We start from the raw sequence: 16,680 nt of genomic DNA, 5'->3' as shown, positions 1-16,680 counted from the left end.
AAGTCCGCAGAGCGGACTTTTTCGAAACAGTTTGTAAAACAGAATTAACGTTTTGAGAACTGAGGACGTTTACGTGCTTTATGTAGACCAACTTTCTTACGTTCAACTTTACGAGCATCACGAGTTACATAACCCGCTTTACGTAGAGCTGGACGAAGTGATTCGTCAAATTGCATTAATGCACGCGTAATTCCGTGACGAATTGCGCCAGCTTGACCAGTAGTACCACCACCTGTAACAGTGATGTAAAGGTCAAATTTCTCTAGAACTTCAACTAACTCTAAAGGTTGACGAACAACCATACGAGCAGTTTCACGACTAAAGAAGTCTTCAATTGTGCGTTTGTTAATTACGATGTTGCCTGTACCTGGACGTAAAAATACACGAGCAGTAGAGCTCTTACGACGACCAGTTCCATAATATTGAGTATCAGCCATGTCTTATGTTCCTTAAATATCTAATACTTGAGGTTGCTGAGCAGCATGTGAATGCTCTGCGCCTTTGTATACTTTAAGCTTACGGAACATTGCACGTCCTAATGGACCACGCGGCAACATGCCTTTAACTGCTTTTTCGATGATCATTTCAGGCTTTTTAGCTTGTAAGTCATCAAAGTTTATATCTTTAATACCACCTGGGTAACCAGAGTGTGAGTAGTAAATTTTACCTTGGCCTTTGTTGCCAGTAACGGTTACTTTCTCAGCGTTGATAACGATGATGTAGTCACCAGTATCCATGTGCGGAGTGTACTCAGGTTTATGCTTACCACGTAAACGTAGTGCAATTTCTGTCGCGATACGACCAAGGGTTTTGCCCTCAGCGTCCACAACGTACCAATCACGAGTGATTGTTGATGGTGTTGCAGTAAAGGTTTTCATTATATGAACCTAACAATAAAATAAGTTTAAGCCAGTAGTTTGTATCAGTTGATATCAAACCACCCCAATTCATTCGCACCCCTTCGAGTGCTTAACCATTTGCAGGCTAATGCAAAGGTTAGTAACGGTGGGTAGGCGCGGCATTATACAGACTTAAAATGAAAGATCATCTAAAAATTGTACAAATAGAAAATAAAGATAAAAGAAAACAAAAACAGCTTTTAAAATCATCTATTTCAGACTTGAAATAAGCTGATTAAATAACTGCACATACACGTAGAATTTATCCATAAACACTAAGGAATATGAGGCTCAGCTAAGTATTCCTTACTTTGCATTTCTTGTAAGCGACTAATGCAACGTTTAAATTCAAAGACTAAAGTACCATCGGTATATAACTGTTCAAGTTCCGCTTGTGCAGTAATAATCAACTTCACCTTACGTTCATAAAATTCGTCTACCATAGCAATAAAACGTCTTGCGGCATCATCATTAGCACGGCTCATTTGCTTCACGTTAGATAATAATACCGAATGATAAATTCGACTTATCTCCATATAATCCAATTGTGAACGGGCGCTTTCGCAGATGGCATTAAAATCAAACCAAACCACACCATCAGCAACTTCTCTGGTGGCGATAGAGCGCCCTTCTATTTCTATATTGGAATTCTGTAGACTTTCTTCTGGCGATAGCTGTTGGAAGTAAGACTGGATATTAAGGTCTGCTTGTTCATCACATGGAAAATGATAAATCTCTGCTTTTTCCAATGTTCTTAATCGGTAATCAACACCTGAGTCTACGTTTACGACATCGCAATGTTTCTTTAATAAAGCAATAGCCGGTAAAAAACGAGCTCGTTGTAAACCATTTTTGTATAAGTCATCTGGCACTATGTTTGATGTAGTCACAAACACAACGCCCAGCTTAAATAACTCTTCTAGTAAAGTACCCAATATCATTGCGTCGGTAATGTCAGAAACAAAAAACTCGTCAAAACAGATAATTGAAGTTTCAGCGGCAAATATTTTTGCTACTCGTTTTAATGGGTCTTCAACACCGTTAAGTTTATTCATTTCATCATGCACTTTATGCATAAAGCGGTGGAAGTGAATTCTCAATTTCTTTTCAGTAGGCAAACAGTCAAAAAAGGTATCAACTAAATATGTTTTACCGCGACCAACGCCGCCCCAAAAGTAAATCCCCTGGACCTTGGCTGTTGCATTTATATTTTTGTTAAATAACTTACTTATAAAAGACGGCTTATTATTCGACGCTTGAATGAAATCATCGTATAAACGCTGTAAGTTCTTTACCGCATTCTCTTGATCTGCATCGTATTGAAAATCTGATTTAAGCAAGTCTTTTTGGTATTGTTGCCACGGCGTTAATGGATTTATAGTGTTTGGCATAAGTTTACTATTTAAATTTTAAAATAAGTCCCAATTAATAAATAATAACATGGGCAAGCTAAGTGCCCAATTACCAATTGATATTTAAATAATTTTATTATCAATTAAGTTAATTTGTTATTGGGTAACAGGCCAATGATCATTTATGCTTAAGGTAACTAGTAGTGGCAAATAATATCCACGGGGATTTTAAGCCTTCTATTTTTAAGGAATATTTATGGAAACAGTAATTGATATTATGGTGTTTGCTTTAGGGGTTGTTGTCGGCATTGGCATTATGATCTTAAGAACACGAATGGCATCAGGTTCATTACAAGCTAAAGAAGCATTAAGTAATTGCCAGCAAGAAAATGCGCAACTAAAACAAAATTGGCAAGACAACTTAGCTGCGTTCCGTTCAGTTGCAACAAATTTACATGAAATGTCGAAGCATATAGATAATCAAATTGAAGATGCTGAGCATATTCTTGAAGATGAAAAGCAACCACCTGCATTTCCATTCTTTTCAAAAGAAGCGACTAACATTTTATCTAAAGCCCATAGAAAGCCGAAAGAAGAATCCAATATCGATAATCAACCATTAGATTATTCTGGTTCTGCATCTGGTGTATTTAAAGGTTCTAACACACCTCAAAAGAGTGACGACTAACCTAATTCATTATTATGGCAATGAGTTTCCAATACTCATTGCCGCAACATAAATAAGTAACAAAATGTAAATTTGCTGAACTAAATTTAATTCAACCTGTCTGTTCAATTAACACTTTAAGGAGTACGAAATAAATGACAGTTTCTGTTAAATCTCAAATCATAAAATTAACCGCTATCTCTGCATTTGTTATTGCAACTCTGGCAATATCACCAAATGCCAATGCAGCATTCCCATTTTCATCTACTAAGCAGGAAGTGCCCTCTCTAGCGCCTATGTTAGATCGAGTAACCCCAGCAGTTGTGACTGTTGCAGTAGAAGGTAACAAAGAAATCAAAACCAATGTCGACCCTTTTCAATACTTCTTTGGTAATCGTAACAACACTCCCAGAACCCAAGAACGACCATTTAAAGGTATGGGCTCTGGCGTCATCATAGATAAAGACAAAGGTTATATTGTTACTAACTACCATGTCATCAATGATGCAAATAAAATCATGATCAAATTAAAAGATGGCCGTGAATTTGAAGCAACAAAACTTGGTGGCGACGAAGAAAGTGATATCGCAGTATTAAAAATTGAGCCGGATAATCTTGAAGAAATAACCATAGCCAATTCAGATAAAGCTAGAGTTGGTGATTTTGTTGTAGCAATAGGTAATCCATTTGGATTAGGTCAAACGGTTACATCTGGAATTATCAGTGCCAAAGGGCGTTCTGGCTTAATGGGACAAAACCAAGGTCTGGAAGATTTCATTCAAACGGATGCAGCTATCAACAGCGGCAACTCAGGTGGTGCACTCGTTAATTTAAAAGGTGAATTGGTTGGCATAAATACCGCAATTATTGCACCTAGTGGCGGTAACGTAGGTATTGGTTTTGCAATTCCATCAGAAATGATGAATAACTTAATGAGCCAAATTATAGAATATGGTGAGGTTAAACGTGGTGTCTTAGGCATTTCCGGTTCTAACTTTGATGCTGGAATGGCCAAATCATTTGGCGTTGATGTTGCCCAAGGTGCATTTGTTGCAGAAGTAGTCCCTGACTCATCAGCGGCTAAAGGTGGTTTGAAAATAGGTGATATTATTACTCATGTAAATGGTAATAAAATCAAATCATTTGATGAGCTAAAAAGCAAAGTGGCGACCAAAGGCGCTGGCAAAGAAGTCGAATTAACTGCTTTACGTGATGGGGATGAAGTGACTCTTACCGTTACATTAGGCTCAGCTGATAAGCCTGCTATTACAGCGGAAAGTATTCATCCATCGTTAAAAGGTGCCAAGCTGGCTAACGGAAAAACAGCACGTGGTGATGAAGGCGTAGAGATCACCGAGCTTGATGAGCGTTCTCCTGCAGCAATGAGAGGCTTTAAAAAAGGTGATGTTATCATTGCAGTTAACCGCAGCCGATTAACTAGTGTTGGCGCATTACGCGATATATTACCTAAAACCAAAGATGTATTAGCATTTAATGTTGTCAGAGGTAACAGTTCTCTTTATATATTAATAAGATAAATAGAAATTAAAACAATAAGAACCTACAATGGACACCATTGTAGGTTTTTTTATGACTTTATTTTATTAACAACTCAATAGTTAATATAACGTCAATTACTAGTTTGGACGCCAAGTGAATTTTACTATTAAACATATATTTAATGCCATTGCCTATGGCTTAGCCTTGGCGCTACTAGTGATTATACTCACACCATCATTGCGCGAAAAAATGGGATTAACTAAGTTTACTGACAACGTTATCCGCCCAGAAGCCATGTCTTTTGCTTTCGCGGTAAAACAAGCGGCTCCTTCTGTGGTTAATGTATATTCTGTAGTCAACACTAGAAATACAGTAGGTCAACATCAGGAACTGAACGATTTAGGTTCTGGTGTATTAATGACTAGCAACGGACATATTTTAACAAACTATCATGTAGTCGATAACGCTGAACTAATAATGGTATTACTGCAAGATGGCCGACAATTTAGTGCTGAAGTTATAGGATTAGATCAGGTTACAGACCTTGCCTTATTGAAAATTGACGCCAATAATTTACCGGCTATTCCACAAGAACCTGGTTTAGAAGCGCAAGTTGGTGACATTGTATTAGCAATCGGTAATCCGCTGAATTTAGGACAAACGATCACGCAAGGGATCATTAGTGCCACCGAGAAAAAAGGTCTAGCTAATAACCAGTCGAGCCACACTGATTACATTCAAATGGATGCGGCTATTAATTTAGGTAGTTCTGGTGGTGCACTTGTCAATTCAAGAGGCATGTTGGTTGGTATCAATACCGCAAAAGCTCAAAGAGATATTCAAGGGATCTTTTTTGCTATCCCGTATAAGTTAGCAAAACATATAACTGACCGCCTACTCGCTGATGGTGAAGTAACTCGTGGTTACTTAGGCCTTGATGGTTCTGCAATTAATCAAGCCGGTGTCGCAGTTAGAAGTTCAGTAGAATCGATTGCCGGTATTAAAATTACTAATGTTGACCCGTTTGGACCTGCTTGGAAAGGCGGATTGCGCTCAGGGGATATTATGTTAGCGATTAACGGTAAACAGTTAGTTAGCTTTCAAGAATTATTAACGATAATTGAAAATACCAAACCGGGTGCTTACATTCAGATTAGTTTATCAAGAGATAGAGAGATTATTAATAAGGATGTTCAGGTAGGTAAATTAGAAATCGGCAATTAGATTGCCGATTTCTTAGAGAATAAAGATAGAAACTTGAGAAGTTTCTAGTTCTTTATTCTTGTGATCTTAGCGCCAAGTCCAACTAACTTCTTCTCAATTTCTTCATATCCACGGTCGATATGATAAACCTCATCAAGTTGAGTTGTCCCTTCTGCAACCAATCCAGCAATAACTAAACTAGCAGATGCTCTAAGGTCTGTTGAAACAACCTGAGCGCCCATCAATTTATTCTTAGCAGGACAAATAGCAGTGTTACCTTCAAGTTGTATAGTAGCTCCCATACGACGAAGCTCAGGCACATGCATAAAACGATTTTCAAAAATAGTTTCTGTAATTGTGCCAACACCATCAGCCACTACATTTAACATAGTAAACTGGGCTTGCATGTCGGTAGGAAAACCTGGATGAGGTAACGTTTTGATATTTACAGCTTTTAATTCTCTGCCGCGCATATCTAAGTGAATTGAATTTTCATCCCATGTCACTAATGCATTCGCATCACGTAATTTTTCAACGACAGGTTCAACTAAATGGTAATCGGTATTTAAACAAGTGATTTCACCACCAGTTACCGCAGCTGCAACTAAGAAAGTTCCAGTTTCAATACGGTCAGGCATGATTGAATGTTCACAACCATGTAAAGTTTCAACACCTTCAATTTCAATGTTGTTACTTCCTGCGCCAGTAACTTTGGCACCCATTTTATTTAAACAGTTAGCTAAATCAACAATCTCAGGTTCGCGCGCCGCATTTTCAATAACGGTTGTACCGTCAGCTAATGCAGCTGCCATCATTAAGTTTTCTGTAGCGCCTACACTTACGGTGCTCATATAAATACGATTACCTTTTAAGCGACCATTAACTTTAGCGTTAACGTATCCAGCTTCCACAGTGATTTCTGCGCCTAATTTCTTCAAACCTTCGATATGTAAATCGACAGGACGTGCACCAATAGCACAACCACCAGGCAAAGATACTTCAGCATGACCAAAACGAGCTAACAAAGGGCCTAATACTAAAATAGACGCTCGCATACGATTTACTAAATCGTATGGAGCAACAGTAGAATTAATTGTTCCTGCATTAATGACCACTTCATTTCCATTAGCGGAAACCTCAGTACCAAATTGTTCTAGAAGTTGGCATGTAATACCAATATCTTGTAATTTAGGAACATTAGTATAAGTGCATTGTTCTGCAGTTAGAATCGAACTAATCAAAATAGGTAGCGCTGCATTTTTAGCGCCAGAAATAATAACCGAGCCTGATAAAGCTTGGCCACCTTCTATAAGCAATTTTTCCATAATCTCTTAATTTTTTCTTAGGAAAGTAGTTGTAATTTTTTGTCTCTAGCCCACGCTTTCGGGGTATAAGCTTTAACACTAACGGCATGCATGCTGCCATCGGCTATATAACCAGAAAGGAGTTTTAAGACTAATTGTTGTTGTTTTACGCGAGATAGCTCTTCAAAACAAGTCCCAACAGCAGTTATTTGAAAATGAGAACCATCAGATTTAACCATGACCTCGTCAAGATCTAACTCTTTGGTTAATTTTTCTTCGATTTCTCTTAATTCCATTACTTACCCAATAATTACTATATATTATCTTTTAAAGGTAATAATCCTAGCACATTGCTGATCTGAGCCAAAGCAATTAATTGAGACGGGGGATTTGTCAGTGTGACATTCAATTTTTGATTTTGATAAAAGGCGACAAGTTTAAGCAAGAATGCAACGCCAGCGGTGTCCACTGATGTCACATTAGTAAGCTCAATTGTCACATCTGAAGTCATAGCGGGAAAACTAAAAAGTTTCTTATCAATAAGATTAAACCTATCAATATCACCAACGACATTTATTTCATTGTTAACAAAATTCAATTTCATATATTGATTAACCGATAGACTTAGTTACGATAGGTTTAGTTGATTTCTCTAATAACAATTCAGTTACCGACTCAATACCTTGTTGACGGATTAAACCTTGCAGCTCTTTAGTTTTACTGCTTAATACGCTAATACCTTCAGCAACCATATCGTAGGCAGCCCACTCACCAGCTTTATTTTTTCTTAAAATAAATTCAATTCTAATATCAGGTTTACCTTCATCTAACACTCGGACTTTAACTTGAACACGACGTTTACCATCTATGTTAACTGCCGGTTCAAATACAACCTGTTGGTCTTTATATAAGGTAAGAATGCCAGCGTAGGTTGCAATTAGGTACTGACGAAATGCAGTATAAAAAAGCTCACGTTGCTCTCTAGTCGATTTTTTGTAATAAGGACCTAATACCATAGCCGCAGCATATTTGTGGTTTATAGATGGCGCTAACTCTTCTTCAACCACAACTCTTAGTTGTTCAGGATCTTTTTCAATCGCATCTTGCTCACGAGCTATACGGTCAAATAGCTCTTGAGCTACAACCTGAACTAATTTAAATGGGTCTTGTTTTTCAGCTTCTGCACTAATTACATTAGAGCTTAAGACGAGCGTCGCTATTAATAATCCAAATTTCAACATTTTACTATTCACTTCCCTGACTAAATAAAAATTGACCAATTAATTCCTCTAATACTAACGCAGATTTAGTATCTTCGATGAAATCACCTTCGCCCAAAATACCAACGGTTTCATCTATGAAACCAGGTTCTAATCCTAAATACTGCTCACCAAGTAAGCCAGAAGTTAGGATAGATAATGAACTGGTATCTGGGAAGTTATTATATTTAGTATCAATAGCTAACTTTGCTACTGGGGCATAATCTTCAGTATCAAGTTTAATCTCTTCAACTCGACCAACGACAACACCACCAACTTTAATTGAAGAGCGAACTTTAAGCCCTCCAATATTGTCAAACTTGGCGTATAAATTATACGTTTCACCTGAACCTGACATGCCTGAACTTGCAACACTAAGTGCTAAAAACATCAATGCAGCAATACCTAATGCGACAAATAAACCAACCAGTAATTCTATTTTTTTCGATATCATTTTCTTCTCCTACCTAGCTGCCAAACATAAGGGCAGTTAGTACAAAATCTAAACCTAAAACAGCTAAAGATGATTGAACAACCGTTTGTGTTGTTGCCTGACTAATACCTTCTGAAGTTGGTATCGCGTCATATCCTCTAAAAATTGCAATCCATGTCACAACAATTGCAAATACAATACTTTTAATAATGCCGTTGAGTATGTCGCCTTCAAATTCTACGCTTGCTTGCATAATTGACCAAAAACTTCCTTGGTCTACGCCTAGCCATTCAACGCCAACTAAATGACCACCTAATAAACCAACAGATGAAAACAGCATAGCTAATATTGGCATACTGAATACACCAGCCCAAAACCTAGGAGCTATTACTCTTCGTAATGGGTCGACAGCCATCATTTCTAAACTGGTTAATTGTTCAGTTGCTTTCATTAGACCAATTTCAGCAGTCAGAGCTGAGCCCGCACGACCAGCAAATAATAACGCAGTAACAACAGGACCAAGCTCTCTTAATAAAGATAAAGAGACCATTTGTCCTAAACTATCCTCAGCACCATAATCCACAAGAACAGTATAACCTTGCAAAGCTAGTACCATACCTATGAATAAGCCAGATACTAAAATAATAACAAGAGATAACACTCCAATTACATAGACTTGCTTAGTAAATAGCGGAAAACCTTTTACAAAGTTTGGTTTTGCAACAATAGCACCAAATAACATAAAAGAGGCACGACCAATGGCCGAAAAGCGCTCTATTGTGTTTTTACCTAAATTTTGAATCCAATCCATATTAGCCCTGCATTAAATCTTGAGATATTGATGGTGCAGGGTAATGAAATGGTACAGGACCATCGGCTAACCCTTTCAAAAACTGCTGCACTAACGGCGAATCACTTTCTAGTAACTGTTCTTTTGTTCCATAACCAATTACACGTTTATCTGCAATTATGTATATATAGTCAGCAATCCCCATGACTTCTTTCACATCATGAGATACAACAATACTTGTTAAGTTCAATGACGTGTTTAAATTTCTGATCAGTCGAACTAATACACCCATTGAAATAGGGTCTTGACCAACAAATGGTTCGTCGTACATGATTAATTCAGGATCTAAAGCAATAGAGCGAGCTAAAGCGGCTCGTCTTGCCATACCACCAGATAATTCATTTGGCATAAGTTGATACGCACCACGTAAACCAACCGCTTCTAATTTCATCAGAACCATAGTCCGAATTATGTCTTCTGGTAATTTAGTATGTTCTCTAATTGGAAATGCAACATTGTCGAAAACATTCATTTCCGTGAAAAGCGCGCCACTTTGAAACAACATACTCATTTTTTCACGAACGGCATATAGTTCTTTACGGCTTAATTTAGGAATATTTTGCCCAGAAACAATAATGTCACCTGAGTCAGGATAGAGTTGACCACCGATTAAACGCAGTAAGGTTGTTTTACCAATACCACTGGGCCCCATAATCGCGGTAATTTTACCTTTGGGAAAGACCATTGAAATATCATCATAAATAACACGTTCGCCGCGGGAAAATGTGACGTTTTTCAATTCAACATGTGGCGATTCAAAGTCAGTTTTATTTATATTCATAATAGTTTTTATATTTTACCAAAGACCTTATGGCTGATGACTTCTCTAATAGTTCAACTATTGTATTGATTTACGCCAATCATTACTACGTCTAAAACGTTAAAAAATGTAAACGAAAGGAGAATAAGGTATAAAATATGTAAAGATTTATTAATATCTGCCGGTTTCGGTATTTATATTTTGATTTATCAAACGAGTATAGCCACAATAACGCCACTATTTACTGATAAGACGATCTCTATTACATGTTAAGTGCAATTGTTATTTTAATCCTTTCTTTCGCGGCATTAGTTTGGAGTGCAGATAAATTTGTTTACGGGGCATCTGGGTTTGCTAGAAACCTAGGCATATCGCCAATGATCATAGGACTAACAATCGTTGCCATGGGCTCATCGGCACCTGAAATTATGGTTTCAGCCAATGCAGCCTTAGCTGGTGCAACAGATACCTCTGTTGGTAACGCCATCGGCTCTAACATTACCAATATTCTTCTGGTGTTAGGTGTGACAACACTTATTCGACCATTAATCGTTTCTTCTACCACGGTATACAGAGAAATGCCGATTTTACTAGGTTTCACTCTAATGACTTGGTGGATACTGCAAGATAACTACTTATCTTTTAATGAAGGTTTATTTTTAATCGCATGTTTTATTGGTTTTATTTTATTTTTAATTTATTTAGCCAAGTCAAATCCAAAAGAATCAGACCCTCTATTAAGTGACGATCAGGATGAGATCCCAAGTAACTTACCTACGTTAGTAGCCGCGGGTTGGATTGTTTTTGGTTTGATATTACTCCCTTTAAGTTCCCATTTTTTAATTGAATCCGCTGTCACTATCGCCACTTACTTTGGTATCAGTGAACTTGTTATTGGTTTAACTATCATAGCAATAGGCACTAGTTTGCCAGAATTAGCGGCTTGCGTTGCGGGCGTTTTAAAAGGTGAGGATGATTTAGCTATAGGCAATATCATAGGCTCAAATATATTTAATATATTAGCGGTATTAGGTGTTGGTGCGTTAATTAACCCTAGTGTTATTGACCCACACGCGGCAACGCGTGATGTGATGGTTATGTTAGGCGCAACTTTAGCGTTACTATTAATGGCGATGAGCTTTGGCAAAGTCAGAAGAATAAACCGAATTGAAGGTGGAATATTAGTGACTGGCTTCTTGGTTTATCAAATCGCCCTATTTATTTAAAATATAAAGGTTAATCTCTAGGTATGAGTATTTCTCAATTTTCAAAGTCTGCTTTACAAGTCATTAATATTGAACTGCAAGCTGTGACAAACCTAACACACTCAATTGATCAACAATTTGAGCTTATTTGCCAAACCATTTTATCGGGCTCAGGTAGAGTTATCGTAACAGGTATGGGTAAATCTGGTCATATTGCGAATAAAATAGCCGCAACGCTAGCTAGTACAGGCACGCCTTCATTTTATGTTCATCCTGGCGAAGCTAATCATGGTGACTTAGGCATGTTCACCAAAAACGATATTGTATTAGCTCTATCAAACAGTGGTGAGACGGCTGAAATATTGACTCTGCTCCCTCTACTTAAACGATTGGGCTGTATTATTATCGCAATGACAGGTAATGCTAAGTCGACGCTTGCTGTAAATAGTGACTTTCACTTAAATGCATCCGTCGCTGAAGAAGCATGCCCTTTGGGTTTAGCGCCTACGGCATCGACAACCGCTGCATTAGTATTAGGTGACGCACTTGCTGTTACTTTATTAGAAGCCAGAGGCTTTACTGCAGAAGATTTTGCATTAAGTCACCCTGGTGGCTCATTAGGTCGTAAGTTATTACTAACCACCAAAGATATTATGCATACAGGCGAACGAATTCCTTTGGTCACTGAGGATGCATCATTAAAACAAGCTATTTTAGAAATGTCGAAAAAAGGCCTAGGCATGACCGGCATAGTTGACCTTCACGGACAACTTGTTGGTATATTCACCGACGGTGATTTACGTCGCTGCCTAGATCAAGACAAACCAATTAGTGAAATTAAAATTACTGACATGATGACAAGAAATTCAGTAACCACTCAAGCAAACATATTAGCGGCGCAAACATTAAACATTATGGAAGCAAAGAAAATTAACAGCTTATTTGTATTAGATGACGCCAACAAACCTATCGGAGCATTAAACATGCACGACTTATTAAGAGCAGGTGTGATTTAATGGATTTATATAGTCAGTGGTATCAATCCGTTGAACCTGCAGTGCAACAAAAAACGAAAACCATTAAGTTATTAATTTGTGACATCGACGGTGTATTCTCAGATGGCTCTGTCATTCTTGGTAATTCTGGCGAAGAAATGAAAGCTTTTAACACCAAAGATGGCTTTGGTATCAAAGCGTTAATGAATGCAGGCGTTGAAGTAGCTGTTATTACAGGTCGTAAATCGACCTTACTTGAGAATAGAATGAAAGGCCTAGGCGTTAATCATATATATCAAGGCATGGAAAATAAAATCATTGGTTATAACGAATTACTTAAAAACCTTAATTTAACCCACGAACAAGTGGCTTATATAGGTGATGACGTGCCTGATGTTCCAGTGATGCAACTTGTGAATTTAGCGGTTTCAGTTAACGACGCCCACCCTTATGTAAAAAGTATCGCTGACTTAGTCACAGTAACAAATGGCGGGCGTGGCGCAGTAAGGGAATTAACTGACTTTATAATCATGATGCAAAAAGGTGAAGAGTATCTAATCACTCATTTTGAGGGAACTAGCGCTTAATGAATATTAGACTGTTCATATTTTTAGCCTTTTTGGTGATAAGTTTTCTTTGGTGGTTGCCAACGTTAGACTCTGAGCAATCAGCTGACAATGAAGCAGCTAGTGACTTAATACCTGAGTTCACAGCTAAATTTTTGTATCAGGAGTTATTCGACAGTGAAGGTAATTTAGAACAGCAAGTCTTCTCACATAAGATGGAACACTATGCGGATTTATCCTTGACTCATTTCAAGCAACCAGAGTTCACTATCTACCAAGGTGGTGAACCCGTTTGGAAGATTTCAGCTCAAATAGGCAACATGCAAGACGGTTTATTGTTATTAGATGATTCCGTGTCTATGTTACAAATATCAGATAACGTATTAGTTAACTCAATTACCACTGAGTACTTAGAAATAAATTTAAACACCAATATCGTCAGTACCGACAACGAAATTACCATCCAGGGTAAAAACACCACTATCGTTGGTAAAGGCTTGACCGCAGACTTAGAACGTAAGACTCTATCTTTAGTTGACCACGTTCAAACCATAATTAAAGGCTCATGATCATGAACTTAAATAAAACATTTGCAGTTATTTCGACTATTTTCATCTTGTTTTCTACATCAGCCTCCGCGTCCGATGATTTAATTATTAACGCCTCAAATCAAGACCTAGACTATAAAAACAATACATTACACTTTTCAGGTAATGTAATAGTTCAGCAAGGCAATGTGACGATTAAAGCAGAAGAGCTATTTGTTATAACTAAAGACGGCAATAGCGAAAAACTTATCGCAACTGGAAAGCCAGCGTCATTTTCTCAGCAAAACGAAAATAACGATGAATTGTCGGCGCAAGCCACGGAAATCATCTATTTAGTTGACTCTAAAGTCTTACAGCTTTCAGGTGATGCCAAATTCCAACAAGGTGGTTCTGTTGTTGAAAGTGCTAAAATTGAGTTCGATTTAAAAGCACAACGTGTTAAAGCCGAAGGCGACGAAAGTAATAATGGCCGTGTAACCACACGTTTAAAAACCAAAAAAGATTGATATTAACAACCGCCAATTAGAGTAATTTTATGTCCAGTTTAGTCGCCAAGAATTTAGCTAAATCATACAGTAAGCGCCAAGTTGTAAAAGACGTCAGTTTAACCGTCAATGCAGGAGAAGTTGTAGGTTTGCTAGGGCCAAATGGCGCGGGGAAAACAACTACTTTTTACATGATTGTAGGATTAGTTCCAAATGACAAAGGTAGCATCACCTTAAATGGTGTCGACTTAAGCCATGAGCCTATGCACGTTCGAGCTCGACAAGGCATTGGCTATTTACCACAAGAAACCTCTATTTTCCGTAAATTGTCTGTGTCACAAAATATTATGGCCGTTTTAGAAATGCGTAAAGATCTTAATGCGCACCAAAAAGCGGACAAATTAGACGACCTTATCTCCGAGTTTCATATCGAACATATTAGAGATAGTGACGGCATGGCTTTATCCGGTGGAGAACGCCGCAGAGTAGAAATAGCACGCGCATTAGCCGCCGATCCTAAAATAATTTTACTCGACGAACCATTTGCTGGTGTCGACCCTATCTCGGTTATAGACATTAAAAAGATAATTCAACAACTTACCGCAAAAGGTATTGGAGTTTTAATTACCGATCATAATGTGCGAGAAACACTTGATGTCTGTGAAAAAGCGTATATCGTAAGCCATGGAGAATTGATTGCTGAAGGAACTCCAGAACAAGTTTTGGCAAGTGAAATTGTAAAACAAGTGTACCTAGGCGATCAGTTCAAGTTATAGTAACTCTCACGTATGAGTAATCAGTTAAACGCGTTTAAGTATCGGAATTAAATGAGACCTACATTACAACTCAGAATGGGTCAGCAATTAACAATGACCCCTCAATTGCAACAAGCGATCCGTTTATTGCAGTTATCTTCATTGGAATTACAACAAGAAATTCAAGAAGCTCTTGATAGTAATCCGTTGTTAGATGGCGAAGATGAACAGCAATCACAAGAGCTTGATGCTGAATACGATGGTGACTTAAAATCGTTGCAAGAAGGCACATTAGACAATCCTTCTGATGACGACAGTGAGTGGTCTCAAGAAGAGATGACTTCAAACGAAGCACTTGAAAGCAATACCATTTCCGAAGAATTACCGACTGACACAACCTGGGATGATTATATGAGTGCGGCTCCTGCTAGCTCAGGCCCAGCTTATGAAGGTGAAGATACCGTCTATCAAGGTGAAACCACCGAAAATATCCAAGACCATTTATTATGGCAACTCAATTTATCCCCATTTACCGAAGAAGACTTAGCTATCGCTACGGCCATTATTGATGCGGTTGATGAAAAAGGCTTCTTAACTATATCGACTGAAGACATAGTTGAAAGCATAGATAACGAAGAAGTAGAAATTGAAGAAGTTGAAGCCGTATTAAAACGCATTCAGCACTTTGACCCTGTTGGTGTCGCAGCTCGTAACTTACAAGAGTGTTTATCAATCCAATTAAAACGTTTCTCCGATGAAACCCCTTGGAAAAATGAAGCCATTGATGTCATCGACAACTATATCGACTTACTTGCTAACCGCGACTACAGAACCCTACTTCGTAAAGCCAAATTAAAAGAACCAGAATTAAAAGACATCCTAGAGCTTATTCAGCAACTTAATCCAAACCCTGCCAGTATTGTTATTAAAGATGAAATTGATTACGTCATTCCTGATGTAAGTGTCGTTAAGAAAAAAGGTCGTTGGATTGTTGAGCTAAATCCAAATTCTATGCCTAAACTTAAGATCAATGAACAATATGCGTCGCTGAGTAAAACATCAACAAACTCTACCGACACTCAATTTGTTCGCTCTCACTTACAAGAAGCAAAATGGTTTATTAAGAGTTTGGAAAGCCGCAATGACACCTTATTAAAAGTGTCTAATTGCATAGTACAACAGCAACAAGCATTCTTTGAATACGGTCCAGAAGCGATGAAGCCTATGGTACTCAATGATGTTGCTGAAATGGTTGATATGCATGAATCAACGATTTCTAGGGTAACTACACATAAATATATGCATACCCCTAGAGGTATTTTCGAACTAAAATATTTCTTCTCTAGCCATGTGAGTACTGAAAATGGTGGAGAATGTTCTTCTACTGCCATTAGAGCATTAATCAGAAAACTCGTGGCTGCAGAAAACCAAGCTAAACCGTTAAGTGATAGTAAGATTGCAGAAATTCTGGCTGACCAAGGCATACAAGTCGCCAGAAGAACCATTGCAAAATACCGGGAGTCGTTAAACATTCCCCCTTCAAACCAAAGAAAACGCTTGGTATAAAAACCAAGTTATAATCATTAAAGAAGGAATTACTTATGCAAATAAACCTAACATGTAGACATATCGAAACTACAGATTCTTTGAGAGAATACGTTGATTCAAAATTCTCTAAATTGGAACGACATTTCGATCATATAAATAACGTCCATGTGATCTTAGACGTAGAAAAGTTAGCCCAAAAAGCAGAAGCAACGCTGCACGTTAATGGCGGAGAGTTGTTTGCAACTTCAGAGCATAACGATATGTATGCGGCTATTGACTCATTAATTGACAAGTTAGATAGACAAGTCATTAAACATAAAGAAAAATTAACCAAACATTAATTTAATCATA

The 16,680-nt window shown here is 37.8% G+C and carries 21 protein-coding genes; 11 read left to right on the top strand and 10 right to left on the bottom strand.

Annotated elements, in window-relative coordinates:
* Positions 1–44 precede the first annotated feature (44 nt).
* The 3 genes from rpsI to zapE all read right to left on the bottom strand — a co-directional run bounded on the left by rpsI (position 45) and on the right by zapE (position 2,290).
* On the bottom strand, positions 45–437 hold the full coding sequence (gene rpsI / locus BTO11_RS05780) for a 30S ribosomal protein S9 (RefSeq protein ID WP_105051710.1): 393 nt from the start codon (positions 435–437) through the stop codon (positions 45–47).
* 12 nt (positions 438–449) lie between these two features.
* Positions 450–878 (bottom strand): 50S ribosomal protein L13, encoded by a 429-nt coding sequence (gene rplM, locus BTO11_RS05775; RefSeq protein ID WP_105051709.1) that lies wholly within the window; start codon positions 876–878, stop codon positions 450–452.
* Positions 879–1,174: 296 nt separating this feature from the next.
* On the bottom strand, positions 1,175–2,290 hold the full coding sequence (zapE, locus tag BTO11_RS05770; RefSeq protein ID WP_105051708.1) for a cell division protein ZapE: 1,116 nt from the start codon (positions 2,288–2,290) through the stop codon (positions 1,175–1,177).
* A gap of 217 nt (positions 2,291–2,507) precedes the next feature.
* Between zapE and BTO11_RS05765 the strand changes: the two genes are divergently transcribed.
* From BTO11_RS05765 to BTO11_RS05755, 3 genes are all read left to right on the top strand, one after another.
* On the top strand, positions 2,508–2,939 hold the full coding sequence (locus BTO11_RS05765) for a ZapG family protein (RefSeq protein ID WP_105051707.1): 432 nt from the start codon (positions 2,508–2,510) through the stop codon (positions 2,937–2,939).
* Positions 2,940–3,073: 134 nt separating this feature from the next.
* A complete protein-coding gene (locus tag BTO11_RS05760; protein WP_105051706.1) occupies positions 3,074–4,456 on the top strand; it encodes a Do family serine endopeptidase in 1,383 nt (460 codons plus the stop codon).
* Between the two features lie 115 nt (positions 4,457–4,571).
* Positions 4,572–5,642 carry a S1C family serine protease gene (locus BTO11_RS05755; RefSeq protein ID WP_229793344.1) on the top strand — a complete coding sequence of 357 codons (1,071 nt, stop codon included), beginning with the start codon at positions 4,572–4,574 and terminating at the stop codon, positions 5,640–5,642.
* A gap of 44 nt (positions 5,643–5,686) precedes the next feature.
* On the opposite strand, the gene murA is transcribed toward BTO11_RS05755, so the two are convergent.
* Genes murA through mlaF form a run of 7 tightly spaced genes read right to left on the bottom strand, consistent with a single transcriptional unit; the run spans position 5,687 to position 10,248 of the window.
* Positions 5,687–6,946, bottom strand: a complete 1,260-nt coding sequence (gene murA, locus BTO11_RS05750; RefSeq protein ID WP_105051705.1) for a UDP-N-acetylglucosamine 1-carboxyvinyltransferase — start codon at positions 6,944–6,946, stop codon at positions 5,687–5,689.
* A 17-nt stretch (positions 6,947–6,963) separates the two neighbouring features.
* The gene (locus BTO11_RS05745; RefSeq protein ID WP_105051704.1) at positions 6,964–7,221 is read right to left on the bottom strand and encodes a BolA family protein; all 258 of its coding nucleotides are present in this window, start codon (positions 7,219–7,221) and stop codon (positions 6,964–6,966) included.
* Positions 7,222–7,238: 17 nt separating this feature from the next.
* Positions 7,239–7,529: an STAS domain-containing protein gene (locus BTO11_RS05740; RefSeq protein ID WP_105051703.1), complete on the bottom strand. Its 291-nt coding sequence runs from the start codon at positions 7,527–7,529 to the stop codon at positions 7,239–7,241.
* 7 nt (positions 7,530–7,536) lie between these two features.
* Positions 7,537–8,166, bottom strand: coding sequence for an ABC transporter substrate-binding protein (locus BTO11_RS05735; protein WP_105051702.1), 630 nt, complete (start codon positions 8,164–8,166; stop codon positions 7,537–7,539).
* 4 nt (positions 8,167–8,170) lie between these two features.
* Complete coding sequence (gene mlaD / locus BTO11_RS05730; protein WP_105051701.1) at positions 8,171–8,638, bottom strand: outer membrane lipid asymmetry maintenance protein MlaD; 468 nt, start codon at positions 8,636–8,638, stop codon at positions 8,171–8,173.
* A 13-nt stretch (positions 8,639–8,651) separates the two neighbouring features.
* Positions 8,652–9,428, bottom strand: a complete 777-nt coding sequence (mlaE, locus tag BTO11_RS05725; protein WP_105051700.1) for a lipid asymmetry maintenance ABC transporter permease subunit MlaE — start codon at positions 9,426–9,428, stop codon at positions 8,652–8,654.
* A gap of 1 nt (position 9,429) precedes the next feature.
* Complete coding sequence (gene mlaF, locus BTO11_RS05720) at positions 9,430–10,248, bottom strand: phospholipid ABC transporter ATP-binding protein MlaF (protein WP_105051699.1); 819 nt, start codon at positions 10,246–10,248, stop codon at positions 9,430–9,432.
* 245 nt (positions 10,249–10,493) lie between these two features.
* Here mlaF and BTO11_RS05715 point away from each other — a divergent pair, with 245 nt between their 5' ends.
* Genes BTO11_RS05715 through hpf form a run of 8 tightly spaced genes read left to right on the top strand, consistent with a single transcriptional unit; the run spans position 10,494 to position 16,670 of the window.
* Positions 10,494–11,453 carry a calcium/sodium antiporter gene (locus BTO11_RS05715; protein ID WP_105051698.1) on the top strand — a complete coding sequence of 320 codons (960 nt, stop codon included), beginning with the start codon at positions 10,494–10,496 and terminating at the stop codon, positions 11,451–11,453.
* Positions 11,454–11,476: 23 nt separating this feature from the next.
* Complete coding sequence (locus tag BTO11_RS05710; protein WP_105051697.1) at positions 11,477–12,448, top strand: KpsF/GutQ family sugar-phosphate isomerase; 972 nt, start codon at positions 11,477–11,479, stop codon at positions 12,446–12,448.
* Entirely contained in the window at positions 12,448–13,014 is a 567-nt protein-coding gene (gene kdsC, locus BTO11_RS05705; RefSeq protein ID WP_105051696.1) for a 3-deoxy-manno-octulosonate-8-phosphatase KdsC, read from the top strand. The genes BTO11_RS05710 and kdsC overlap by 1 nt, the downstream gene beginning before the upstream one ends.
* Positions 13,014–13,562, top strand: coding sequence for an LPS export ABC transporter periplasmic protein LptC (gene lptC, locus BTO11_RS05700; protein WP_105051695.1), 549 nt, complete (start codon positions 13,014–13,016; stop codon positions 13,560–13,562). Before kdsC ends, lptC begins: the two co-directional genes overlap by 1 nt.
* 2 nt (positions 13,563–13,564) lie before the next feature.
* Complete coding sequence (lptA, locus tag BTO11_RS05695; RefSeq protein ID WP_181135851.1) at positions 13,565–14,047, top strand: lipopolysaccharide transport periplasmic protein LptA; 483 nt, start codon at positions 13,565–13,567, stop codon at positions 14,045–14,047.
* 29 nt (positions 14,048–14,076) lie between these two features.
* Positions 14,077–14,802, top strand: a complete 726-nt coding sequence (gene lptB / locus BTO11_RS05690) for an LPS export ABC transporter ATP-binding protein (protein ID WP_105051693.1) — start codon at positions 14,077–14,079, stop codon at positions 14,800–14,802.
* Positions 14,803–14,853: 51 nt separating this feature from the next.
* Positions 14,854–16,347, top strand: a complete 1,494-nt coding sequence (locus tag BTO11_RS05685) for an RNA polymerase factor sigma-54 (protein ID WP_105051692.1) — start codon at positions 14,854–14,856, stop codon at positions 16,345–16,347.
* Positions 16,348–16,382: 35 nt separating this feature from the next.
* A complete protein-coding gene (gene hpf / locus BTO11_RS05680; protein ID WP_105051691.1) occupies positions 16,383–16,670 on the top strand; it encodes a ribosome hibernation promoting factor in 288 nt (95 codons plus the stop codon).
* The last annotated feature ends 10 nt before the right edge of the window (positions 16,671–16,680 follow it).

The organism is Psychrosphaera saromensis (assembly GCF_002954545.1).
GTDB classification, from domain to species: domain Bacteria; phylum Pseudomonadota; class Gammaproteobacteria; order Enterobacterales; family Alteromonadaceae; genus Psychrosphaera; species Psychrosphaera saromensis.
Note: the sequence above shows the minus strand (reverse complement) of the source record. Positions and strands in the feature narration are given on the sequence as shown.

Bases quoted from the DNA above. Each gene is read 5' to 3' on its own strand.
- BTO11_RS05745 (WP_105051704.1), bottom strand. From the start codon at position 7,221: ATGGAATTAAGAGAAATCGAAGAAAAATTAACCAAAGAGTTAGATCTT.
- zapE (WP_105051708.1), bottom strand. From the start codon at position 2,290: ATGCCAAACACTATAAATCCATTAACGCCGTGGCAACAATACCAAAAA.
- BTO11_RS05715 (WP_105051698.1), top strand. From the start codon at position 10,494: ATGTTAAGTGCAATTGTTATTTTAATCCTTTCTTTCGCGGCATTAGTT.
- mlaD (WP_105051701.1), bottom strand. From the start codon at position 8,638: ATGATATCGAAAAAAATAGAATTACTGGTTGGTTTATTTGTCGCATTA.
- BTO11_RS05760 (WP_105051706.1), top strand. From the start codon at position 3,074: ATGACAGTTTCTGTTAAATCTCAAATCATAAAATTAACCGCTATCTCT.
- lptB (WP_105051693.1), top strand. From the start codon at position 14,077: ATGTCCAGTTTAGTCGCCAAGAATTTAGCTAAATCATACAGTAAGCGC.
- mlaF (WP_105051699.1), bottom strand. From the start codon at position 10,248: ATGAATATAAATAAAACTGACTTTGAATCGCCACATGTTGAATTGAAA.
- mlaE (WP_105051700.1), bottom strand. From the start codon at position 9,428: ATGGATTGGATTCAAAATTTAGGTAAAAACACAATAGAGCGCTTTTCG.
- lptA (WP_181135851.1), top strand. From the start codon at position 13,565: ATGAACTTAAATAAAACATTTGCAGTTATTTCGACTATTTTCATCTTG.
- hpf (WP_105051691.1), top strand. From the start codon at position 16,383: ATGCAAATAAACCTAACATGTAGACATATCGAAACTACAGATTCTTTG.
- rpsI (WP_105051710.1), bottom strand. From the start codon at position 437: ATGGCTGATACTCAATATTATGGAACTGGTCGTCGTAAGAGCTCTACT.
- lptC (WP_105051695.1), top strand. From the start codon at position 13,014: ATGAATATTAGACTGTTCATATTTTTAGCCTTTTTGGTGATAAGTTTT.
- murA (WP_105051705.1), bottom strand. From the start codon at position 6,946: ATGGAAAAATTGCTTATAGAAGGTGGCCAAGCTTTATCAGGCTCGGTT.
- BTO11_RS05740 (WP_105051703.1), bottom strand. From the start codon at position 7,529: ATGAAATTGAATTTTGTTAACAATGAAATAAATGTCGTTGGTGATATT.
- BTO11_RS05735 (WP_105051702.1), bottom strand. From the start codon at position 8,166: ATGTTGAAATTTGGATTATTAATAGCGACGCTCGTCTTAAGCTCTAAT.
- BTO11_RS05765 (WP_105051707.1), top strand. From the start codon at position 2,508: ATGGAAACAGTAATTGATATTATGGTGTTTGCTTTAGGGGTTGTTGTC.
- kdsC (WP_105051696.1), top strand. From the start codon at position 12,448: ATGGATTTATATAGTCAGTGGTATCAATCCGTTGAACCTGCAGTGCAA.
- rplM (WP_105051709.1), bottom strand. From the start codon at position 878: ATGAAAACCTTTACTGCAACACCATCAACAATCACTCGTGATTGGTAC.
- BTO11_RS05685 (WP_105051692.1), top strand. From the start codon at position 14,854: ATGAGACCTACATTACAACTCAGAATGGGTCAGCAATTAACAATGACC.
- BTO11_RS05710 (WP_105051697.1), top strand. From the start codon at position 11,477: ATGAGTATTTCTCAATTTTCAAAGTCTGCTTTACAAGTCATTAATATT.